At 67.8% G+C, this 21815-nt stretch carries 20 protein-coding genes and 1 tRNA gene; 10 read left to right on the forward strand and 11 right to left on the reverse strand.

Going from position 1 to position 21815, the window contains the following annotated elements; translation table 11 throughout:
• Positions 1-56 precede the first annotated feature (56 nt).
• The 4 genes from IAE24_RS09645 to IAE24_RS09660 form a co-directional block, all read right to left on the reverse strand.
• Positions 57-932: an SMI1/KNR4 family protein gene (locus IAE24_RS09645; RefSeq protein WP_233626427.1), complete on the reverse strand. Its 876-nt coding sequence runs from the start codon at positions 930-932 to the stop codon at positions 57-59.
• Between the two features lie 5 nt (positions 933-937).
• On the reverse strand, positions 938-1480 hold the full coding sequence (locus tag IAE24_RS09650) for a CbrC family protein (RefSeq protein WP_063327191.1): 543 nt from the start codon (positions 1478-1480) through the stop codon (positions 938-940).
• Between the two features lie 159 nt (positions 1481-1639).
• Entirely contained in the window at positions 1640-2734 is a 1095-nt protein-coding gene (gene ychF / locus IAE24_RS09655) for a redox-regulated ATPase YchF (protein ID WP_012203464.1), read from the reverse strand.
• A gap of 69 nt (positions 2735-2803) precedes the next feature.
• A complete protein-coding gene (locus IAE24_RS09660; RefSeq protein ID WP_199962480.1) occupies positions 2804-3670 on the reverse strand; it encodes an MOSC domain-containing protein in 867 nt (288 codons plus the stop codon).
• A gap of 174 nt (positions 3671-3844) precedes the next feature.
• On the opposite strand from IAE24_RS09660, the gene IAE24_RS09665 reads away from it, so the two are divergent.
• The 5 genes from IAE24_RS09665 (at position 3845) to IAE24_RS09685 (ending at position 8989) form a co-directional block, all read left to right on the forward strand.
• Positions 3845-4990: an FAD-dependent monooxygenase gene (locus IAE24_RS09665; RefSeq protein ID WP_199962481.1), complete on the forward strand. Its 1146-nt coding sequence runs from the start codon at positions 3845-3847 to the stop codon at positions 4988-4990.
• Between the two features lie 146 nt (positions 4991-5136).
• Complete coding sequence (locus IAE24_RS09670) at positions 5137-5853, forward strand: DsbC family protein (protein ID WP_034390564.1); 717 nt, start codon at positions 5137-5139, stop codon at positions 5851-5853.
• 150 nt (positions 5854-6003) lie between these two features.
• Complete coding sequence (locus IAE24_RS09675) at positions 6004-7929, forward strand: M61 family metallopeptidase (protein ID WP_199960689.1); 1926 nt, start codon at positions 6004-6006, stop codon at positions 7927-7929.
• A 74-nt stretch (positions 7930-8003) separates the two neighbouring features.
• Entirely contained in the window at positions 8004-8783 is a 780-nt protein-coding gene (locus IAE24_RS09680) for an enoyl-CoA hydratase (protein WP_012203459.1), read from the forward strand.
• A gap of 129 nt (positions 8784-8912) precedes the next feature.
• A tRNA-Met gene (locus IAE24_RS09685) sits at positions 8913-8989 on the forward strand.
• A gap of 94 nt (positions 8990-9083) precedes the next feature.
• Here the strand turns inward: IAE24_RS09685 and IAE24_RS09690 are convergent.
• The 4 genes from IAE24_RS09690 to IAE24_RS09705 all read right to left on the reverse strand — a co-directional run bounded on the left by IAE24_RS09690 (position 9084) and on the right by IAE24_RS09705 (position 14176).
• Positions 9084-10286 carry a DUF1513 domain-containing protein gene (locus IAE24_RS09690; protein ID WP_123692979.1) on the reverse strand — a complete coding sequence of 401 codons (1203 nt, stop codon included), beginning with the start codon at positions 10284-10286 and terminating at the stop codon, positions 9084-9086.
• Positions 10270-11364: an imelysin family protein gene (locus tag IAE24_RS09695; protein ID WP_199960690.1), complete on the reverse strand. Its 1095-nt coding sequence runs from the start codon at positions 11362-11364 to the stop codon at positions 10270-10272. The genes IAE24_RS09690 and IAE24_RS09695 overlap by 17 nt, the downstream gene beginning before the upstream one ends.
• Positions 11364-12875, reverse strand: coding sequence for a di-heme oxidoreductase family protein (locus tag IAE24_RS09700; protein ID WP_199960691.1), 1512 nt, complete (start codon positions 12873-12875; stop codon positions 11364-11366). Before IAE24_RS09700 ends, IAE24_RS09695 begins: the two co-directional genes overlap by 1 nt.
• Before the next feature lie 104 nt (positions 12876-12979).
• Complete coding sequence (locus IAE24_RS09705; protein WP_071954426.1) at positions 12980-14176, reverse strand: imelysin family protein; 1197 nt, start codon at positions 14174-14176, stop codon at positions 12980-12982.
• A 728-nt stretch (positions 14177-14904) separates the two neighbouring features.
• Here IAE24_RS09705 and IAE24_RS09710 point away from each other — a divergent pair.
• Positions 14905-16062 carry an MFS transporter gene (locus IAE24_RS09710; RefSeq protein WP_224986381.1) on the forward strand — a complete coding sequence of 386 codons (1158 nt, stop codon included), beginning with the start codon at positions 14905-14907 and terminating at the stop codon, positions 16060-16062.
• A 94-nt stretch (positions 16063-16156) separates the two neighbouring features.
• On the opposite strand, the gene IAE24_RS09715 is transcribed toward IAE24_RS09710, so the two are convergent.
• From IAE24_RS09715 to IAE24_RS09725, 3 genes are all read right to left on the reverse strand, one after another.
• Positions 16157-16567, reverse strand: a complete 411-nt coding sequence (locus IAE24_RS09715; RefSeq protein ID WP_199960692.1) for a hypothetical protein — start codon at positions 16565-16567, stop codon at positions 16157-16159.
• Between the two features lie 105 nt (positions 16568-16672).
• The gene (locus tag IAE24_RS09720) at positions 16673-16948 is read right to left on the reverse strand and encodes a hypothetical protein (protein WP_013804073.1); all 276 of its coding nucleotides are present in this window, start codon (positions 16946-16948) and stop codon (positions 16673-16675) included.
• A 190-nt stretch (positions 16949-17138) separates the two neighbouring features.
• Entirely contained in the window at positions 17139-17966 is an 828-nt protein-coding gene (locus tag IAE24_RS09725; RefSeq protein WP_199960693.1) for a TOBE domain-containing protein, read from the reverse strand.
• Positions 17967-18069: 103 nt separating this feature from the next.
• Here IAE24_RS09725 and modA point away from each other — a divergent pair, with 103 nt between their 5' ends.
• From modA to fdhD, 4 genes are all read left to right on the forward strand, one after another.
• Positions 18070-18831 carry a molybdate ABC transporter substrate-binding protein gene (modA, locus tag IAE24_RS09730; protein ID WP_099734614.1) on the forward strand — a complete coding sequence of 254 codons (762 nt, stop codon included), beginning with the start codon at positions 18070-18072 and terminating at the stop codon, positions 18829-18831.
• Positions 18832-18982: 151 nt separating this feature from the next.
• On the forward strand, positions 18983-19663 hold the full coding sequence (modB, locus tag IAE24_RS09735; RefSeq protein WP_013804076.1) for a molybdate ABC transporter permease subunit: 681 nt from the start codon (positions 18983-18985) through the stop codon (positions 19661-19663).
• A complete protein-coding gene (modC, locus tag IAE24_RS09740) occupies positions 19660-20790 on the forward strand; it encodes a molybdenum ABC transporter ATP-binding protein (RefSeq protein WP_199960694.1) in 1131 nt (376 codons plus the stop codon). The genes modB and modC overlap by 4 nt, the downstream gene beginning before the upstream one ends.
• Before the next feature lie 52 nt (positions 20791-20842).
• Complete coding sequence (fdhD, locus tag IAE24_RS09745; protein WP_199960695.1) at positions 20843-21775, forward strand: formate dehydrogenase accessory sulfurtransferase FdhD; 933 nt, start codon at positions 20843-20845, stop codon at positions 21773-21775.
• Positions 21776-21815 lie beyond the last annotated feature (40 nt).

Below are 21815 nucleotides of genomic sequence, written 5' to 3' on the forward strand. Positions count from 1 at the left end.
GGTCGGCTGGCGGGATGGGTGATTATGGTGGGTTGCAGGGGCCGGTCCGCCCGCGTTCACGCATGGCGGTCCAAGCTTCCGATGTACTGGTCCACCATGGCCTTGGCCTGTCCCAGGCTGCAGCCATGCTCGCTCTGGCAGGCCCTGATGGCCGCCATCTTCTGCAGGGGATCGGCGGCGAGGGTGCGCCAATCGATCTTTGTGGGCTCTGGCGCAGGGCCGTGCCGCGCGTCTCCCTCCTCCACCGAACGCACTTCCCAGCGCGCCACGACGGGAAAGGAAAGGTCCACGGCGGGCAGCCTGTCCAGTTCGGCCGCCAGTTCATCTTGTGAAATCAATGAAGCCACCTGACGAACACGCGCCCGGGGCCCGTCGCGCCAAGGCCTGATCTCCAAGGGACGCCGGCAGAAATCCTGCAGATAGCCACCCAACTCCTGCGTCATGAAGCGCGCGGCCTGCGCGACATCGGCCCGCAACAGTTGCAAGGCCTCCGGCTCCGAGAAGTCATCCAGCTGATCGCTCAGGTCCGCAAAGGCCTGCAGAAATCCCGCACAGACAAAGTCATCGAAGCAGGCGTGCGAAACACTGCTGGCCTCGTCATCGTGCAACACCAGCGCCACGCCCACGCCATGCGTGTCCAGCGGCGTCAGGCACCAGGCATCGCCAGCACCCGACTGGGCGAATGGCAGAAAGCTCCGGCCGTTCTGTGCGCCAGGATGAAGCCAGCCCTCGATGATTTCCCGGCTGGCTTCGGCGTCTATCCATTCGAAGTCCTGCCAACTCATGAACAAGGGCGGGTCCTGCAGGCAGCGCTGGCGCCAGGTGGCAGCCCAATCCGGACCGTAGACGGTCTTCCCCGATGCCAGGAGGTCGCTCAACAGCGGCGGCAGCGCAATGCCTGTTTGGGTGGAGAGGTCGGCGTAGGTGGTCATTGGATTCATCCCACGTCCATATGCAGCCGATGCCGGCCGCAATGCACGCACCGGAAAAGGCAGCCGGAAATCATGCCGTCCGTGGACATGCGCTCCAGCATCCACTGCGCATCGTTCCTGTAGCTGCCTTCGATGTCGGGCAGGACTTCAGCAAGGAAAGGCTCGACGGCCTGCCTGTCGGCGTGACCCAGGAAGACACAGGGTGCGTTGCAGTGCGTGAGCCACACGGGCTGCTGCCAGGCCCTGTAGCCAGGCGTACGCTGCGCTATTTCCAGCAGCAGTTCCCTGGCGATGGTGGGCTCGGGGTCTGCCGGATCAGGCGACACGCCTTCGATATCGGTATATCCCACAAGTTCGCCGTCGTATGTCTCGCAAGCCTGCCCGCTGGCAATGCACCAGGGACACAGGTAGTCGGGGCTTTGCTGGCTGTAGAACGGGCCTTCGTACTTGAGGCTGCGGTTTTGTCCGCAGCAGGAACACACACCCTCTTCCTGCTCGAAGACGGTTTCATAAGCACCGGGATGGAATCTGAAATGCGGGCGGTCCATTTCAAGGTCTCTCTTTCCCCAATGGAAAGGCGCCATTGTCCATGGACGTTCGGTGCGCGGGACCGAATCGATCCAGGCATGAAAAAACCGCGCACAAGCGCGGTTTCCTGAGGTGGGCGAGAACTGCTTTTCAGCAGTTCTGCCGCGGCATCCGTTGCCTCAGACGTTGAACAGGAAGTTCATCACGTCGCCATCCTTGACGACATATTCCTTGCCTTCGGCGCGCATCTTGCCCGCGTCCTTGGCGCCTTGCTCGCCCTTGAAGGCGATGAAGTCGTCAAAGGCGATGGTCTGGGCACGGATGAAGCCGCGCTCGAAGTCGCCGTGGATGACGCCTGCGGCCTGGGGGGCGGTGTCGCCGACCTTGATGGTCCAGGCGCGCACTTCCTTGACGCCGGCCGTGAAGTAGGTCTGCAGGCCCAGCAGGCCGAAGCCGGCGCGGATCAGGCGGTTCAGGCCCGGTTCTTCCAGGCCCAGTTCCTGCAGGAACATGTCGCGGTCTTCGTCGCTCATCTCGGCCATTTCAGCCTCGATCTTGGCGCAGATGGCCACGACGGGAGCGCCTTGTGCCTCGGCATAGGCCTTGAGGCTGTCGAGCAGCGGGTTGTTCTCGAAGCCGTCTTCGCTGACGTTGCCCACGAACATGGCGGGCTTGGCGGTGATCAGGCAGAACTGCTTGAGCAGGGGCGCATCTTCCTTGGAGACGGGCACCGTGCGTGCGGGCTTGCCCTGGTCCAGGGCAGCCTGGATGGGGGTCAGGAGCGCCACCACCTTGGCGGCTTCCTTGTCGTTGCCCGACTTGGCGGCCTTGCTGTAGCGGTTCAGCGCCTTCTCGACGGTGGCCAGGTCGGCCAGGCACAGCTCGGTCTGGATGACCTCGATGTCGGCGATGGGGTCCACCTTGTTGGCCACGTGGATGACGTTCGGGTCTTCGAAGCAGCGCACCACGTTGACGATGGCGTCGGTCTCGCGGATGTGGGCCAGGAACTGGTTGCCCAGGCCTTCACCCTTGGAGGCACCGGCCACCAGGCCGGCGATGTCCACGAATTCGACGATGGCCGGCACGATGCGCTCGGGCGTGATGATGTCGGCCAGCTTCTGCAGGCGCGGATCGGGCACTTCCACCACGCCGGTGTTCGGCTCGATGGTGCAGAAGGGATAGTTCTCGGCGGCGATGCCGGCCTTCGTCAGCGCGTTGAAGAGAGTGGACTTGCCCACATTGGGCAGGCCCACGATGCCGCATTTGAGGCTCATGGCAGGGCTTTCTACAGGGATTCTGGGGACAAACCCCGTATTTTAGTCAACCGGGCATTTCCTGTCGTTTCAGGCGAACTGCCAGTCGCCGGCCACGGACTGGCCAACGACCAGTTCGGCCCCGTCATGCAGGCCTTCCAGCACGGCATTCATGCCGAAGGTGATGGCGCCATCGACACGGTCGTCCTGGCGGTAGGTACGGATGGCGTCACCCACGGCGGTGCCCTGCACGGCCGTGACGGGGTCGATGTCGGGAATGGGGCAGCGTGTGCAGGGCTTGGCCATGCGCAGCCGCAGGCCCTGGGCATCGAGCACGTCGAACCCGTCGACCCGGTCCTCGTCATGGGCTTCGAGGCCCTCGATCACGATGTTGGGTCGGAAGCGGCGGGCATCGACGGCGGGCTGGCCGGCGGCCTGCAGGCGCTGGTTGAGTTCATCCACGGCCGCCTGGCTCAGTACCAGCAGCGGATAGCCGTCCGCGAAGTGCACAGGTGCAGCCTCGCCCCCGGTCCAGCGCTCGCTGGTGCGGCGCGGCGCTGCCGGGTCGAAGCGCACCAGGGAGCAGTCCGTGCCCAGGGCCTGCGTCAGCCAGCGGGCGGCCTCGGGGCCCATGTCCCAGGCCTGCACCCAGTCCGACCAGACGCGCGCCCGGCGCTCCGGCCCCGTGGCCTGCAGCGCGATGCGCAGCGGCGGCTGCTGGGGAAAGTGCAGCACCAGGTGCCCGGCCTCCAGCTCAGGGCGTATCCAGGCCATGCGCGGATGGTCGCGCTGGGTCAGGAATTCGCCCTGCGCATCGACCACCATCCAGTGGCGGTCCCAGGCCAGGCCGGTGGCGCCGACGCCGCTGCTTTGCAGCGCGATGCCCGCGCAGGATTTGACGGGATATACCCACAACTGGGCAATGCGGCCCTGCACGTCTCTTTCTTGGTCAAACATCGGATAGCTCTTTTTGGGAAATCTGGAGTGTGTATGCCATCCATGGTGCGAATGGCGCCATGCGATGGGCGGCAATATGCCAGATGGCGACGCAGGCTGCGGCAGGTCATGCCAAAGCCGGAGTTTGCGCCAGTTGGAATCCCCGGCATGGCCCGGACTCCTACAATGCCGGCCATGGCGCAAACCTTTGATGTATGTATACGCGGGGCCGGCATTGCAGGCCGGACCCTGGCTCTCCTGCTGGCCCGGGAACGGCTGCGCGTGGCCCTGGTGGTGGCCGCGCCGACCGGCAACGCGCCCGATGTGCGCGCCTACGCGCTCAATGCCAGCGCACGCGGCCTGCTGGACAGCCTGCGTTGCTGGCCCGATGACCAGCACGCCACGCCCGTGACGCAAATGGAAGTCTTTGGCGACCTGGACGGCCATGTGCTGTTCGACGCCGCCAGCCAGGATGTCGAGGCCCTGACCTGGATCGTCGATGTGCCCGCGCTGGAGCAGCGCCTGGCCGAGGCCGTGCGCTACCAGCCCATGGTCGAGGTGGTGGAGCAGCCCGTGGCGGCGCCGCTGACGGCCATCTGCGAGGGCCGCGCCAGCCGCACGCGCAGCGAGTTCGGCGTGGACTTCGCCGTCACGCCCTATGCACAGCACGCCATCGCCACCCGGCTGCACTGCGAGCTGCCGCACGGACAGGTGGCGCGACAGTGGTTCACGCCCGAAGGCATCCTGGCCCTGCTGCCGCTGGACGGCCCGCAAGGCCACAGCGTGGCCGTGGTCTGGTCCATCGCCCGCGAGCTGGCCGACGGCTGGCTGGCCGCCGACACACAGGATTTCACCGCGCGGCTGGAAGCCATCAGCCAGGGCGCGCTGGGGCGGCTGGAGCTGAGCGCACCGCGCATGGCCTGGCCGCTGCAGCAGGCCGTGGCCGACCACTGGTGCGGCTCCATGCCCGACGGCGATGCACGCTCGGCCCGCAGCTGGGTGCTGGTGGGCGATGCCGCCCACAACGTGCATCCGCTGGCAGGCCAGGGCCTGAACCTGGGCCTGGGCGATGTGCAGGCGCTGGCACGCGTGCTGCAGGAGCGCGGCTACTGGCGCAGCACCGGCGATCTGCGCCTGCTGCGCCGCTATGAACGCGAGCGCAAGGCCGCGCTGGCGCCCATGGGCCTGGCCATGGACGGGCTGCAGCAGCTGTTCAGCCGCTCCGAGGTTCCGGTGCAGATGCTGCGCAACTGGGGCATGAAGGGCTTCGAGCGCTTCGGCCCGCTCAAGGACTGGATGGCGCGCCAGGCCATGGGCCTGGACCCGCGCAACGGCGCCTGAGCCTGGAGCCAAGCCGATCCCGTGCCGTTGAACCCTTTGCCGTTTTGCGACTCGTACCCCTGCTCCGTGGCGCCCCGCGCCGCGCAATCCCCCTCAACCACGGCGCGGCCGGCCTGAACGCGGCCCCGCCCACCCACCGCATTGCCATGAAACTCTTCGCCTGCCTGCTGACGGCCGCCAGCCTGACCTGGAGCCTCGGTGTCCATGCCCAGGACGCCAACCTGCGCAAGACGCTGACCGAGCGCATTCCCCAGCTGGAAAAGATCGACGAAATCCGCCCCACGCCCATGTCCGGCCTGTTCGAAGTGCGCATCGGCACGGACCTGTTCTATACGGACGCCAAGGGCAACTACCTGATCCAGGGCGAGCTGATCGACACCAAGGCGCGCCGCAACCTCACCGAAGACCGCATGAACCAGCTGACGGCGGTGGACTTCAAGCAGCTGCCGCTCAAGGACGCCGTGACCATCGTCCACGGCAAGGGCGAGCGCAAGATGGCCGTGTTCGAAGATCCCAACTGCGGCTACTGCAAGCGTTTCGAGCGCGACCTGCAGACCGTGGACAACGTCACCATCTACCTGTTCCTGTACCCCATCCTGAGCCCCGACTCGGCCGAGAAGTCGCGCAACATCTGGTGCGCCAAGGACCAGGCCGGTGCATGGGCCGACCACATGCTGCGCGACAAGGTACCGGCCGCCGCCCAGTGCGACACCTCGGCCGTGCAGCGCAACCTGGCCTTTGGCCGCAAGTACAAGATCACGGGAACGCCCACCGTCATCTTCACCAACAACACCCGCGTGCCTGGCGCCATCAGCGCCCAGGAAGTCGAGAAGAACCTGGCCGCAGCCGCAGCCGCGCGCTGACCGCCACCGGGGGGGGGGGGGGGGGGGGGGGGGCGGGCCGCCCCGCCCCCCCCCCCCCCCCCCACCTGATCCCCCTCGGCCGGAGCTTCCCGGCTCCAGCCCGCCGCAGCGGGCCCGGGCAGCCTCCAGGCCACACCTGCAGGAGCCCGAATGACCTCTCCCCTCGCCGCCACCGCCACTGCCACTGCCGCAGCGGACATCCACTACCGCGTGCAGGCCCTTGATGTGGATGCGCACCTGTTCAGCGTGCAGCTGCACATCGCCCGCCCGGCCGCTGGCCAGACCCTGTCGCTGCCGGTCTGGATTCCCGGCAGCTATCTGGTGCGGGAATTCTCCAAGAACCTCCAGGGCCTGTCTGCCGAGCAGGACGGCCGCCCCGTCGCGCTGGCCCAGCAGGGAAAGAACCTCTGGCAGGCCGATTGCGACGCCAACACGCCCCTGGTGCTCAGCTACCAGTTCTGCGCCTATGACAGCTCGGTGCGCACGGCCTGGCTGGACCGCCGCCGCGGCTTTTTCAACGGCACCAGCCTCTGCCTGCGCGTGCACGGCCAGGAAGATACGCCGCACACGCTGCAACTGCTTGCGTCGGATGCCACGGCATCGTGGCAGGTGGCCACCGGCCTGGACGCCGTGGACACCGATGCGCGCGGCTGGGGCCTGTACCGCGCCGCCCACTACGACGAATTGGTGGACTGCCCCGTGGAGATGGGCAGCTTCTGGCGTGGCGACTTCGTGGCCGCGGGCGTGCCGCACAGCTTCATCGTCGCGGGCGCCGCGCCCAGCTTCGACGGCGCGCGCCTGATTGCCGATGCACGCAGGATCTGCGAGACCGTGCTGGCCTTCTGGCACGGTACGGGCGAGCAGGCCACGCCCGCGCCCATGCAGCGCTACGTGTTCATGCTCAACGTGGTCGATGACGGCTATGGGGGCCTGGAGCACCGCAACTCCACGGCCCTGATCTGCGGCCGGCGCGACCTGCCGCGCGTGGGCGAGCGCAAGGCCGCCGAGGGCTACACCACCTTGCTGGGCCTGATCAGCCACGAGTACTTCCACACCTGGAACGTCAAGCGCCTGCGCCCGGCCGAATTCGCGCGCTACGACTACGGGCAGGAGAACTACACCGAGCTGCTGTGGTTCTTCGAAGGCTTCACCAGCTACTACGACGACCTGCTGCTGCGCCGCGCCGGCCTGATCGACAACGCCCAATACCTCAAGCTCATCACGCGCACCATCAACCAGGTGCTGCAGACGCCGGGCCGACACCTGCAGTCCGTGGCCCAGGCCAGCTATGACGCCTGGGTCAAGTACTACCGCCAGGACGAGAACACGCCCAACCAGACCGTCAGCTACTACACCAAGGGCTGCCTGGTCGCACTGGCCCTGGACCTGCAACTGCGCCGCGAAGGCCGCAGCACGCTGGACGACGTGATGCGCGCGCTGTGGCAGCGCTGCCAGGGCGGCCCCATGGGCGAGGCCGATGTGCTGGCCGTGCTGCAGGACCTGGGCGGGCGCAGCTTCGCGCCCGAGATCACGCAATGGGTGCACGGCACCGACGACCTGCCGCTGGCCGAGCTGCTGGCCGCGCACGGCGTGCAGGCCAAGGCCGAGCCGGCGCAGACTGCCCAGCGCCTGGGCCTGCGCGTGCAGGAAAGCCAGGGCATCACCATCAAGACCGTGCTGCGCGGCAGCCTGGCCGAGCGCGCAGGCTTCATGGCGGGCGACGAATGGCTGGCCATCGAGCTGCCCACCGGCGCCGAGGATTCACAGCCCGCGCGCTGGCGCATCACCCGGCTGGACGACGTGGCGCTCTATGCAGGCACGGCCCTGGACATCGTCGCCTGGGTGGCCCGCGACCGGCAGATCCTGGCCTTGACCCTGCCCTGGGGCTCGGGCCTGCTGTCCGAGGCCGCCGCCATGGTGGAGAAAACGGACAACGGCGATGCAAAAGCTGCCACATCCGGCACCCTGGCGGCGCCCGCCCCCAGCAATCTCGGACTGGAAATCACGGACGAGGAGACCGCTGGACGCTGGCTGGCCGGGCACACGGGCAGCGCGCAGGCGCCTGCCACACCCTGAACGGCGCATGCCGCCCCGCGCCGCCGGCCGGTTATTCTTGAGGATCACGACGACAACCCCAGCAGGAGACTCCCTTGGCCTACGAAATGATTGAAGTTCGCGTCGAAGCCGACAAGGTCGGCATCATCACGCTCAACCGCCCCAAGCAGCTCAACGCGCTCAATGACCAGCTCATGGACGAGCTGGGCCAGGCCCTGCAGGCCTTCGATGCCGATGAGGCCATCGGCTGCATGATCATCACCGGCAGCGAGAAAGCCTTCGCGGCCGGCGCCGACATCGGCGCCATGGCCAAGTACAGCTTTGCCGATGCCTACAAGGGCGACTACATCACCCGCAACTGGGAAGCCATCCGCTCCATCCGCAAGCCCGTGATCGCCGCCGTCAGCGGCTTTGCCCTCGGCGGCGGCTGCGAGCTGGCCATGATGTGCGACTTCATCATCGCCGCCGACAACGCGAAGTTCGGCCAGCCGGAAATCAAGCTGGGCGTGATCCCCGGCGCCGGCGGCACGCAGCGCCTGCCGCGCGCCGTGGGCAAGTCCAAGGCCATGGACATGGCCCTCACGGCCCGCATGATGGACGCCACCGAGGCCGAGCGCGCCGGCCTGGTCAGCCGCGTCGTGCCCTTCGACAAGCTCATGGACGAAGCCCTGGGCGCCGCCATCATCATCAGCGGCTTCTCGCAGATCGCCGTCATGGCGGCCAAGGAATCGGTGAACCGCGCCTTCGAGGGCTCGCTGGCCGACGGCGTCATGTTCGAGCGCCGCCTGTTCCACGCGCTGTTCGCCACCCAGGACCAGAAGGAAGGCATGGACGCCTTCGTCAACAAGCGTCCCGCCAGCTTCAAGCATCTCTGAGCGGGCTGAAAGTCGCGCTACAATGCGCGTCTTCCGGCAAGGCGCAGCAAGCCTCTCGCAAAGAAATTTCGAGAAATTTGCACAACTTGCCGGACGGGCCGAAAATTCTGCATATAATTTAGGTCTTACGGCGCTTTAGCTCAGTCGGTTAGAGCGATGGAATCATAATCCACAGGTCCGCGGTTCGAATCCGTGAAGCGCCACCAAACAAAGAAAAGGGTGTACGTGCAAACGTAGACCCTTTTTCCGTTGGCGCTGCACTCCGCCAGAGCGCGCCGCTTGCGGCGCCGCCTCCGGCTGCTAGCTGCCGCGCTCCAACGCAATCCAGTGGTTGTCCAGCGCCATGCCAGGAACAGCCACCGTGCGCAGCACCTGGCCGCGCTGGCGCAATTGGGCCTGGCGTGCACCGCCCATCCACAGCGCGGGCTCGGCAGGCAGGGGCCGGCCCTTGGCATCCAGCGAGACACTTGCGTTGGCCACGCAGTACACGCCCGGCATGGCATCGCCGCGCAGCCAGCGTCCGCTGGCCTGACCGCTGTCGGGCACCTGCCACCAGGTGACGGTGTTCACGCGCGGGCAGCTGACGGCAAAGAGCTGACCGTCGCAACCGATATCGCCGCCATAGCCGGCCAGGGGCTCGCGCCCTTCGGGCAGGGGCACGGCATGCAAACGGTGGCCATCGAACAGGGCCAGCACGGGCGCGGCGGCGCGCGCTTCGGTGTCGCGGTGCTCGGCCTGCAGCGCGATGCCCAGCCAGCGGCGCGCGGGCGCGTGGGCGACCTGCGGCCCCCAGGCCAGGTGGCGCAGGCTCAGGCGGCTGTCGTCCAGCTTCCACAGGCCGGCACGGGCGCCGCCTTCGGCCGGCAGCAGCCGTGCGATGGACGAATCCATGTGGTCCAGCTGCAGCTTGCGCCGGCCGGTTTCGGACTGCGTGGGAATGCCGCCATTGGCGACCATCAGCGTGCCGTCGGCGTCCAGCAGCAACTGGTGCGGGTCCATGCCGCCCGTGCGCCATTCGGCGATCTTCTCCAAGGTGATGGCATCGCGCACGCCGATCAGTCCCTGGGCATCTTCCAAGTCGGTCTCGGTGGTGTAGAGATGGCGGCCATCGGCGCTTTCGATGATATGGCCGTTGAAGAAGCGGTCGGGCTCGATCCACTGCCACTGCGCATCCTCGGCGGCCTGTCCGGGCTTCAAGCGCACCAGCCAGTCACCGGGGCGGCGGCTGGCAAAGACCACGGAGCCGTCGCGCAGCGCGGCCATGCCATGGGCGCGCGTGGGCACATCCAGGGCCTGCAGCACCTGCAGCGGCCTGTCCACCTGCGCACTGGCCTGCACGATGCCGACACGCATCTGCTCGCCCTGCATCCAGGCCGCAGCCAGCGACCGTGCCGGTCCAGACGGCCTGGCCGCATGGGAGGTTGTCAGCGGCATGGCAGCCAGCAGCCCCATGCCCTGCAGCCAGCGGCGGCGATTCAGCGCCTGCTCAATCCCCGTCGGCATCCGAGAACCCGATGTTGACTTCCAGCGCAGGCGCCACCTCGCCTTCCATGAGGCGCTTGAGGCGCGACAGCGGCTTGGTCGCGGCATCGACGGCCTTGGCGGTCGGCTCGGTCAGGGCGCGCATGCCGGCATCGGCCTCGTTGACGGCCTTGAGCCAGCGGTCGGCCAGCGGGTTGAGGCCACGGCCGCGCAGGTAGGACTCGATGGGCACGATGTCCACGCCGGGCTGGGGCACCTTGCGGTCCACGCTCACGGCCAGCGTGCGCAGGCCCTGCCAGTGCGCGCGCCAGATCTCCAGGGTGCTGCCGCTGGCGAGATGCTCCCAGGCAGGCGGTTTGCTGCCCGCACTACGCAAAGGCTTTTCCATGTCCGCCCAGCGCAGGCGCTCCAGTCCGCCCACCCACTGGTTGATGAACTCGGCCATGGCTTCGGTGGTGGCATCGCCGTCCTCGGACCAATCCTGGGCCGCGAGCTTGGCAAAGCCGTTGCCGAGGATGCCCATCTCGGCGCCGATTTCTTCGGCCACCAGGGTGGCATAGGCGCAGGCCGGCGTCTGCGGCTCCACGGACTGGGTCCACAGCAGGTTCTCGAGCGCCGGGTATCCCTTGGCGGGTGCGCCGATGCGCTCCATGGCAGCCAGATCGGCGGGGGCCGACTGTATGGCCTTCTTGAGCAGGGCCGGGCGCATGGGGCGGAAGTCCACCAGACGTGCCGAGCGGCGCTCCACCAGCGGCCCCAGAGCCACGGCCGAGAGGCTGCTCCACTGCCGCGACGATTGCACATAGGCCTGGCGCGCCGTCTGCAGCGTGGCGGCAGCCGATCCCGCAGGTGCCGCAGGTGCCGCAGGTGCCGTGCAGTGCGCGCGCAGCGCCTGGTTCAGCGCCTGGGCGGATGCCTGCGCGGCCTTGGCCTGGGGTGAGAACCATTGGCCGTACAGCCCCTGCACGGCGTGGGCCGTGTTGTAGAAGGGAATGGCCATGTTGGCATCCACTTCCTGGGCATGGGCCGGGGCGGCGGCCAGCAGCGCCAGCGCGGCGGCGCAAAGGATTTGGCGAGGGGTCATGCGCATGTCTTGCATCAGAGGGACTCCACAAATTTGACCAGGGCTTCACGGTCTTCGGCACTGAACTGGCGCACCTGTTCGCGCGCGGCTTCGGCCTCGCCGCCGTGCCAGAGGATGGCTTCCAGCACGCCGCGCGCACGGCCGTCGTGCAGCAGGCGCTGGTGGTTGTTGACATCGGGCAGCAGGCCTATGCCCCACAGCGGCGGCGTGCGCCACTGGCGGCCTGAGGCCTTGAAGTCGGGCCGGCCATCGGCCAGCGCATCGCCCATGTCGTGCAGCAGCAGGTCGGTGTAGGGCGCAATGGTCTGGCCCGACAACCCCTTGCTGCTGAGTGCCGGCGACAGCGCGGGAAACAGCTCCCCGCCGGTCTTGTACGAGGGCCGGTGGCACTGCGCACACTGGGCCTGGTGGAACAGTGCCTCGCCACGGCGCACGGCAGGGTCGCTGGCGTTGCGCCGTGCAGGCGGCGCCAGCGTGGCCTGGTAGAAGATCACGTCGTCCAGCACGCGGTCCTCGATCTCCACGCCCTCGGCGCCGTTGCCGTTGGGCGCGGCCAGGCAGTCCTTTTGTGCGGGCGTGCAGGTCTGGTGCGGGAAACGCTTCGATGTGATGCCGATATCGCCCAGGAAGGCCGAGGCCGTCTGGTGGGCAATGGAGGCCACGTTGGCCTTCCAGCCGAAGCGGCCCAGCATCATGCGTTCGCCGTAGGCATCCCAGACATAGTTGGGCTGGCCCTTGATGGGGCCGCCCAGGGCCGCCTGGGCGGCAGCGTTGGCCAGGATCTCGGACTCCGGGATGTGCTCCAGCAGGCCCAGGCCGATGACCTGGGGCGCAATGCGCGGGCTGGTCATCAGGTTGGAAGCCAGGGGGCCGTAGTTGAGCGCAGCCAGCTCGTAGACCGGCTTTTCCAGCGTGTAGGCCGTGCCGTCGGCAAAGCGGCCATGCACCTGTTCATAGCGGATGCGCAGCTGGCCCTCGCCCTTGACGCCCAGCACGCCCTCGGTGTTGAACTGGTCGCCATAGACCGGGTCCGGCACCGGGCTGCCGTGCGGGCCTTCGCCCGGAATGGACAGCCGCATGAGCAGGCCCGCGAAAGGCTGGGGCTTGAGCGGGTTGTGGAAGTCGGGCGGCTGGGCACGGCCGTCCTGCACATGGCAGCCGCCGCAGGAGCGCGCCAGGAAGTGCGGGCCCAGGCCATCGCGCGCCGTGGTGGAGGCCGGCGCCTGCACCCAGTTGCGCTTGAAGAAGGAGTTGCCGATGACGAAGCGCGTGCGCTCTGCATCCTCCAGGTTGGCGGCGGGCAGCGAGAAGGCGTTGCGGCCCGTGGCGTGGACCGTGGTCTGGCCGCCCGGGGGCAGGGGCTCGCCGGGTGCCGCGAACAAAAGGGCTGGATCGGGAGCTGGATCGGGAGCAGGCTGCGGTGCTGGCGCGCGCGCTGGAGCGGCAGCCACCGTGTCCTGCTGTTGGGCCGAGCAGCCCATCAGGACCAGGGAGGCAGCGACCAGCAGCGGGGGGGAGAGATTCATGGGTGGGGACGTCCCTGGAAAAGCCAGGGCCGCCGAACCCTTTCGGGGGCGGCGGCCTTGGCACATGGGCGCAGGAATGGATGGACGCTGGCGTGGATGTTCTTTTAGTTGGCCTTGGGGTCCACCAGGTTGAGCTGGGTGATGCCGACGGCATTGGCCGCCTCCACCAGATCCTTGCTCTGCTGGACCAGGCTGTCGATGGTGGCCTGGATCTTGGCGCGCGAGGCCGAGTCGCGTGCGCCCTGGATGGCCTGGTCGAACGGCGCGGGAATGGCCTGGGCCGCCTGCACCGACTGCATGATCTGGCGCGTGGTCCTGTCGGCCAGCGCGCTGTCCTTGGAGGCCACCCAGTCCTTGATGCCCGGGCCTTGCAGCTCGCTGCCATCCAGGCGTTTGTAGCTGCCCTGCCAGACGTTGAGGATGCCCTGGGCATTGGTCACCGCATCGCGGTGCGTGTTGTCCGAGAAGCAGGAGTGCTCGTCTTCCTGGTCGCGGCTGGCCAGGGCCACCTCCAGGCGCTCGCCGGCCAGCTCGCCGCGCGACAGCGAACCCAGGCCCACGAAGATGCGGCGCAGCGCATCGTCGGGCTTTTTCTCGAACTGGGCGCGGAAGTTCTTGGGCGAGCCGGGCTTCCACTGGTCGGCCACGGACTGCAGGTCCTCGATCAGCAGCGCGGTCACCACCTTCAGGTACTCGCGGCGGCGGTCGGCATTGGACTTCTTGCCATCGACAAAGTCGGTGTACGGACGCGCGCCGGGCCCCTTGTCGTTCAGGTCCTGGCCCCAGAGCATGAACTCGATGGCGTGCCAGCCGGTGGAAACGTTCTCCTCGCCGTCATGCTCGTTGAGCTCGGCCAGGCGCTTCTTGGTGATGGCTTCCTTGCGGTTGTTGATGATGCCGGCGTTGGGATTGCCTTCCACATAGTCCACATAGGACTCGTCCATGGGCCAGGCGTTGATCTGGCCTTCGGGGCCTTCATCGTTGTCGATGGGACCGGCGTAGAAGCGGAAGGCTTCGGTCTGGCCGTAGTACTCCCGGGCATCCAGCCAGGCCTTGCGTGCCTGGTTCAGGCCCTGCTCGCTGGGCGCCGCCAGAAAGGCCGCAATGGCTTTCTGCATGGTCTTGGCGGAGCTGATGGAGTCCGAGTAATTGGCGTGCACCAGGGTGCCGTAATGCTTGACCACCTCCGCAACGGAGAGGCTCTTCTTCACGGGCTGTTGAACGGTGCCGGCGGCTGCGGCCTGGCTCATCGGGGCGGCCGCGCCCAGGGCCAGGGCGGCTGCAATCAGGATGGGATGCATGGCAGAAAGGATCGGAGGTTGGAGAACTCGGAATGCCAAACTGTAATGAGAATTGTTTTTATTGGCAAAACCTGCGAGATATCGCCGCACTGCACCGCAAGGTCATAGACGGACCCGGGCAGTAATGGGGCGTGCCAGCGGCGCAATGGCCGCAGCGGGCGCCAGCCTAGCACGAGCCCCCTTGGCGCCCCGGCCAAAGACCCAGCGCCCTGGCATAAGCCCCGCAGCTTGCCTTGGCTGGCGACTTGCCTTACCATTGCGCCCGCTCGCATGGGCCGCCCTCTCCTCGCAGGGCCAGCCCACCGCCTCCAAGCCCTGATCGCCCGGCCGATTTCAGGGCTTTCGCTTTTTGCAGAAGCGGTCTTTTGGCGCTGCACCTTGCGCTCTGTCTTTTGCGCGCAGCCCCTGCCATGCTCCGGCATGCCGGCCGCCCAGCTTGTTTTCCCACCAGGATTTCCCGTGCCCATCGCCACTCCAGGATGCCGCACACGCGCAGCGTGCCCGCACGCCGGCCCAGCCGGCGGCGCAGGCGTTTTGCGTGGTGCCGCACCCCAGCGAGAGCGCGCGCCGTCCTGGCTTTCAAGGATTTTCACGTGACCACCACTTCCTCCGGGGCGCTCGCAGCCAATGCTGCCGGCGCCAGCACAGACACGCATGTCGGCACACATGCCACCCAGGTCAACGGCTACAGCTGGAAGGCCCTGGCCGGCTCGGCCGTGGGCTATGCCATGGACGGCTTCGACCTGCTGATCCTGGGCTTCATGCTGTCGGCCATTTCGGCCGACCTGCACCTCACGCCGGGCCAGGCCGGCTCGCTGGTGACCTGGACGCTGATCGGTGCCGTGTTCGGCGGCATCTTCTTCGGCCTGCTCAGCGACCGCTACGGGCGCATCCGCGTGCTGACCTGGACCATCATGCTGTTCGCAGTCTTCACGGGCCTGTGCGCCTTCGCGCAGGGCTACTGGGACCTGCTGGCCTACCGCACGATTGCGGGCATCGGCCTGGGCGGCGAGTTCGGCATCGGCATGGCACTGGCCGCCGAGGCCTGGCCTGCCCGCCACCGCGCCCGCGTCTCGTCCTACGTGGCCCTGGGCTGGCAAATGGGCGTGCTGGGCGCGGCGCTGCTGACGCCGCTGCTGCTGCCCCTCATCGGCTGGCGCGGCATGTTCCTGGTGGGCGTGATACCGGCCGTGGTGGCCTGGGTGATCCGCAACAAGCTGCACGAGCCCGAAGTCTTCGTGAAGCGCCAGCAGTCCGCCACGCCCTCGGCCCGCGTGCCGGTGCTGCAAAGCCTGAAGCTGCTGGTGAAGGACCGCGCCACGACCAAGGTCAGCCTGGGCGTGATCGTGCTGACCTCGGTCCAGAACTTCGGCTACTACGGCATCATGATCTGGATGCCCAGCTTCCTGTCCAAGCAACTGGGCTTCAGCCTGACCAAGTCCTCGATATGGACTGCCGTGACCGTGGTGGGAATGATGGTCGGCATCTGGGTCTTCGGCCAGCTGGCCGACCGCATCGGCCGCAAGCCCAGCTTCCTGATCTTCCAGCTGGGCTCGGTCATCATGGTCGTGCTCTATTCGCAGCTGTCCGACCCCACGGCCATGCTCTGGGCAGGGGCCCTCATGGGCCTGTTCGTCAACGGCATGATGGGCGGCTACGGCGCCGTGATGAGCGAGGCCTACCCCACCGAGGCGCGCGCCACCGCGCAGAACGTGCTGTTCAACATCGGCCGCGCCGTGGGCGGACTGGGCCCGGTGGTGATCGGTGCGCTGGCCATGAGCTATTCGTTCCAGGTAGCCATCGCCCTGCTGGCGGCCATCTATGTGCTGGACATGCTGGCCACGGCCTTCCTGATCCCCGAACTCAAGGGACGCGAGCTGTCCTGAGCGGCTCAGATTCTCCGGCTCAGAACGATGCCCCACAATGCAAAGAGCTGCCGATGGCAGCTCTTTTTTTGTCCGGCAACCGGCGTGCCCAGGCTCAGCCGCCTTCGCTGCACTCCAGGTTTTCGATGCGGTCTGCCGCCTCGCGAATGCCTTCCTGGAACATCTGGTCTCCCAGCATCACGGAGACCTGGCCCTCAAAGCCGCGCAGCTTGACCAGCGCAGCCTCGTAGCCGCCGCTGCCCATGCGCTTGAGCCCGCACAGCGCATAGAGCTTGGCCACGGGAGATCGGCGCGGATCGTCGATCACCGACAGCAGGACGGCATTGGCCTCGGGCCGCCTGAGCATGGCCTCCAGGTGCCGCTCCGCAGGCGAGATCTCGCCCGCGAACCCGACCAGCCCCAGGTTGAACTGCGAGGCATCCAGAGGCGCCGGGTCCAGCGGACGGGACATCGCCGGGGTGGACAGGAACAGGCAGATCAGGGCGGCGGACAGGGTGGTCTTCATGGCAGGGGGCAAGGCCGTGGATGGCCTGGTGAGGCAGTCGAAAAGGATCTTCGATGCAAAGCGTGGCGGCAGGTTCCCCCACCACCTTCACCGCCTTCACCGTCGTCATCCGCCAAACAGCCACCCTGCGGCCAGCGTGCCGGCATAAAACAGCAGCAGGGTCACAGGCACCAGATGCCAGCCCCAGACCCGGAACCACCAGTGATTGAACCAGGTCACCAGCGCACCGATGACGGCGCAGATGGCCAGCGCATCCAGCCGCTGCTGAAAACTGTCAGCAACACCTTCGGACGCGAAGAAGATGAACGCCGCGATGAAGGAACACAGCAAGGCGGTGTAGACCGCCACTTTCTCTTGCCTGCGCAATTTCAGGATGCTCATGGAGGGCCAGGGAGGTTTCGATGATTCGGTCGCCAGAAAAGCCCGCGCCGCCAGAGCGCGCAGGTTTCACAGCGGCGCAATTCTTCGTATACCGCCCTGAATGCGCCATCAGACCCGTCCGAATCTGCAGCCACTGCTGCGCATGCGCAACGCGCTGCTGCTCCTTCAACACTCCATCCGCTCCATCTGCTCAATCGGCCACGGCCAGCACCACGGCGGACTCCGGCACCGTCAGCCAGACCTTGCGCCCTGCGCGCAAGGTCCAGGACTCGCCCTCGGCCGGCTCGGCCGCGTAACCCACGCCGCTACCGCCCCAGGGCAGTTGTGCCACCACTTCACGCGGCCCCGCCCTGTCGGCCCGGGCCACGCGCTGCACCTGGGCGGGCCAGGCATTGGCCTGGGCATGCACATCGGAGCGTGGCGCCGAAGGCAGCACCTGCACGGCCGTGGCCTTGCACAGCGCCATCACGGGCAGGCCCGGCGCCAGGCCCAGCAACTGGGCGCTTTCTTCGGTGATGCGTGCGGCAATGCCTGATGCATCCCCGCCGCCGTCGGGCAGCAGCCAGACGCGGACCTGGGCGCCCTGCGCCTGCAGGGCACCAACCCGGCAAGGCCACAGATTGCGCATGCTGGTGCGCAGGCCCAGCCCCAGCCCGGGAGCCGCCGAAGAAACGCCGGCGGGCCCGCCAAAGCGCTGCAGCACCTGCGCGCGCGCCTGCTCCAGCGCATCGGCCATGGCCAGCAGGGACTGCCCGGCCTCGGTGATGCGCGCGCCACCACCGCCGGCGCCGCCCACCGAGCGCTCCACCAGGGCACGGCCCGCCAGATTGGTCAGCACATCCAGCGCCTGCCAGGCCGCCTTGTAGCTGACACCCGCCTCGCGCGCGGCCTGGGAAATCGAATGCCCTGCCGCGATATGCCGCAGGATGGCGATGCGCCGGTCGGCCAGGTCATGGCCCAGCGCGGGCACCAGGTCTGAGGGAGAAGCGGGGGTTGCGGCAGTCATGCGCAGCATCATGCCCGCCAAGCGTTATTTCCCGCCAAGCAAAACGCCTGCACCCTGCATGCGCATTTTCAGGTCGTTACACTGCGCTATTCACCAACGGAATAGCGAGAGACCCATGAACGTGAACCAGCCCCTGCGTGCCACCGCCTTCGCCGCCCTTGCCCTGTTCGGCTGGGCCGCTGCGCAGGCCGCCGAAGTGTCGGTGGCCGTCGCCGCCAACTTCACGGCGCCCATGCAGAAGATCGCCGCCGAGTTCGAGAAGGACACCGGCCACAAGGCCCTGCTGTCCTTCGGCGCCACGGGCAAGTTCTATGCGCAGATCGTCAACGGCGCGCCCTTCCAGATCCTGCTGGCCGCCGACGACACCACGCCCGAGAAGATCGCCAAGGAAGGCCGCGGCCTGCCCGATTCGCGCTTCACCTACGCCATCGGCCAGCTGGTGCTGTGGAGCCCCAAGGCCGGTTATGTGGACGACAAGGGCGAGGTCCTCAAGACCGGCGACTACAAGCACATCGCCGTGGCCAATCCCAAGCTGGCGCCCTACGGCACGGCAGCCATGGAAGTGCTGAACAAGCTGGGCATCACGGCCCAGGTGCAGCCGCGCATCGTCATGGGCGAGAACATCGCCCAGACCTACCAGTTCGCGGCCACGGGCAATGCCCAGCTGGGCTTTGTGGCCCTGTCGCAGGTGATGGAAAACGGCAAGCTGCGCGAAGGCTCGGCCTGGCAGGTGCCCGGCTCCATGCACGAGCCCATCCGCCAGGACGCCATCGTGCTCAACAACGGCAAGGACAACGAAGCCGCCACCGAGCTGATGAAGTACCTGCGCGCCGACAAGGCCCGTGCCATCATCCGCTCCTACGGCTATAGCTTCTGACACCTGTTGAGGCGCGCTTGCGCGCCTTCCCTCTCTCCTGGGGAGGGGTCGGCCGGCACGGGCCCGTGCTCAGCGTCGCTGAGCCGGGCCGCGCCGGTTTCGTGCGTTGAGTGAGATCCAACAGCGCTGCGAACCACTGAATTCTTCCCGCATGATTCTTACCGCCGACGACTACGCCGCCATACGGCTGACGCTGAAACTTGCCAGCGTGACCACGGTGCTGCTGCTGACGCTGTGCACGCCGCTGGCCTGGTGGCTGGCGCATACGCGCTCGCGCTGGCGCGGCCCGATTGGCGCCGTGGTGGCGCTGCCCCTGGTGCTTCCGCCCACGGTGATCGGTTTTTACCTGCTGGTGACCATGGGTCCCAACGGCCCCGTGGGGCAGCTGACGCAGGCGCTGGGGCTGAGCACCCTGCCCTTCACTTTTCCGGGCCTGGTCATCGGTTCGCTGGTCTATTCCATGCCGTTCACGGTGCAGCCGCTGCAGCGTGCCTTCGAATCCCTGGGCACGCGGCCCATGGAGGCTGCGGCCAGCCTGGGTGCGGGGCCGCTGGACCGCTTCTTCACCGTGGCGCTGCCGCTGGCGCGGCCGGGTTTCATCACGGCGGCCGTGCTGACCTTTGCGCACACCGTGGGCGAGTTCGGCGTGGTGCTGATGCTGGGCGGCAATATTCCCGGCGTGACGCGCGTGGTCTCGGTACAGATCTACGACCATGTGGAGGCCATGGAGTACGCCCACGCCCACTGGCTGGCGGGCGGCATGGTGGTGTTCTCCTTCCTGGTTCTTCTGGCCCTGCACCTGTTGCAGCCGCGTGAGGAGCGCCGCGCATGATGACCGCCTTCTCTCCCTCCCTGATGTCCGGCGACGCGCACTCCCATCCCTCCTCGGAAATCATCGCAAACCTGGCACTGGAACGTGCCGACTTCCGCCTTGATGTGCAGCTGCAGCTGCCCGGGCGCGGCGTCACCGCCCTGTTCGGCCCCTCGGGCTGCGGCAAGACCACCTGCCTGCGCGCCCTGGCGGGACTGGAGCGCGCGCGCGGCCGCGTCGCCGTCAACGGCGAGGTCTGGCAGGACGATGCGGCCAGCCAATGGCTGCCCACGCACCGCCGTGCGCTGGGCTATGTGTTCCAGGAAGCCAGCCTGTTCCCGCACCTGACCGTGCGGCGCAACATCGACTACGGCATGCGGCGCACGCCGGCCGCACGGCGCAAGGTATCCCAGGACCAGGCCGTGTCACTGCTGGGCATAAGCCACCTGATGGACCGCATGCCCTCCACCCTGTCGGGCGGCGAGCGCCAGCGCGTGGCCATTGCGCGGGCGCTGGCCACCAGCCCGCGGGTGCTGCTGATGGACGAGCCGCTGGCCGCGCTGGACGCCCAGCGCAAGGCCGAGGTCCTGCCCTACCTGGACCAGCTGCGCCGCGAACTCGACATTCCCGTCCTCTATGTCAGCCACTCCATCGACGAGGTCGCTCGCCTGGCCCAGCACCTGGTGCTGCTCAAGGCCGGCGGCCTGGTCGCCGCCGGCGCCACCAGCGAGCTGCTGGCACGGCTGGACCTGCCGCTGAGCATGGGCGACACGGCAGCGGCCATGGTCAGCGCACAGGTCCAGCAGCACGATCCCGATGCACACCTGAGTACGCTGTCCTTCGATGGCGGGCGCCTGCGCCTTGTCATGGCCTCCCCGCGCCCCATCGGCGAAACCGTGCAGTTGCGCGTGCAGGCACGCGATGTGAGCCTGAGCCTGCAGCACCCGCAAGACAGCAGCATCCTCAATATCCTGCCTGCCACCGTGCAGGAGCTGCGTGAGGACGGCCCGGGCCAGGTCATGGTCTCGCTGCAGCTGGGCCCGTCCCGCCTGCTGGCACGCATCACCCTGCATTCCGCCCGGCAGCTGGGCATTGCGCCGGGCATGCATGTCTTCGCCCAGATCAAGGGCATGGCATTGCTGGACTGAGCACGCGCGGCGGCGCCGATATCATGCGGAAGCCGCCTGCACGGCCCACGCCATGAACGCCACCACCGAACACGCCCCCGCACCCGTCCCCGCCCCAGACGCAGGCCCCGGCGCAGCAGATGCTGCATGCGCCGCCCCGCCTGCCATTGCCGCGCTGCGCACGCATGCGGTGGCGCGCCACCGGCTCGGTGAAGGCGGCTCCGTCAGCATCCAGGCCGAGCCGCAGGTGCTGGCCAGCGAAGTCCCCATCGCCCTGGTGTTCAATGGCATCTCCCATGCCGTGATGATGGGCACGCCCTCGGACCTGGAAGACTTTGCGCTGGGCTTTGCGCTCACCGAAGGCATTCTGGACAGCGCTGCCGACTGCTACGGCATCGAGGTGCGCACCGTGGCTGCACAGGCCGCAGGCCTTCCGTCCGGCATGGACGGCATCGAGGTGCAGCTGGACGTGGCCTCGCGCTGCTTCGCCCGCCTCAAGGACCGGCGCCGCAGCATGAGCGGGCGCACGGGCTGCGGTGTCTGCGGCGTGGACAGCTTCGCGGCGCTGGACCTGTCCTTCGACCCCCTGCCCGCGCACGACTGGATCGCCCGTGTCGATGCCGATACCGTCTGTGCAGCCATCGCGGCACTGCCGCCGCTGCAGTTGCTCAACGCCGAAGCCGGCGCCGTGCATGCCGCAGGCTGGGCAGGGCTGGACGGGCAACTGACGGATGTGCTCGAAGACGTGGGCCGCCACAACGCGCTGGACAAGCTGGTCGGCCGCCTCTCCCGCACAGGCCGCCTGGGCGAGGCCGGCTTTGTCGTGCTCTCCAGCCGCGGCAGCCATGAGCTGGTGCGCAAATGCGCCAAGGTCGGCATCGCCGCCCTGGCCACCATCTCCGCACCCACGGCCATGGGCGTGCAGATGGCCGAACTGATCGGCCTGCGCTTCTGGGGCCTGTGCCGCCCGCCCAAGGCGGTGCTGTATGCGCCGGGCCGCACCTGAACCAATGCCCGAGTGCTGCGCCTGCGCGGCGGCAAGTTCG

The sequence above is a fragment of the Delftia sp. S65 genome, assembly GCF_016516495.1.
GTDB lineage: Bacteria > Pseudomonadota > Gammaproteobacteria > Burkholderiales > Burkholderiaceae_C > Comamonas > Comamonas acidovorans.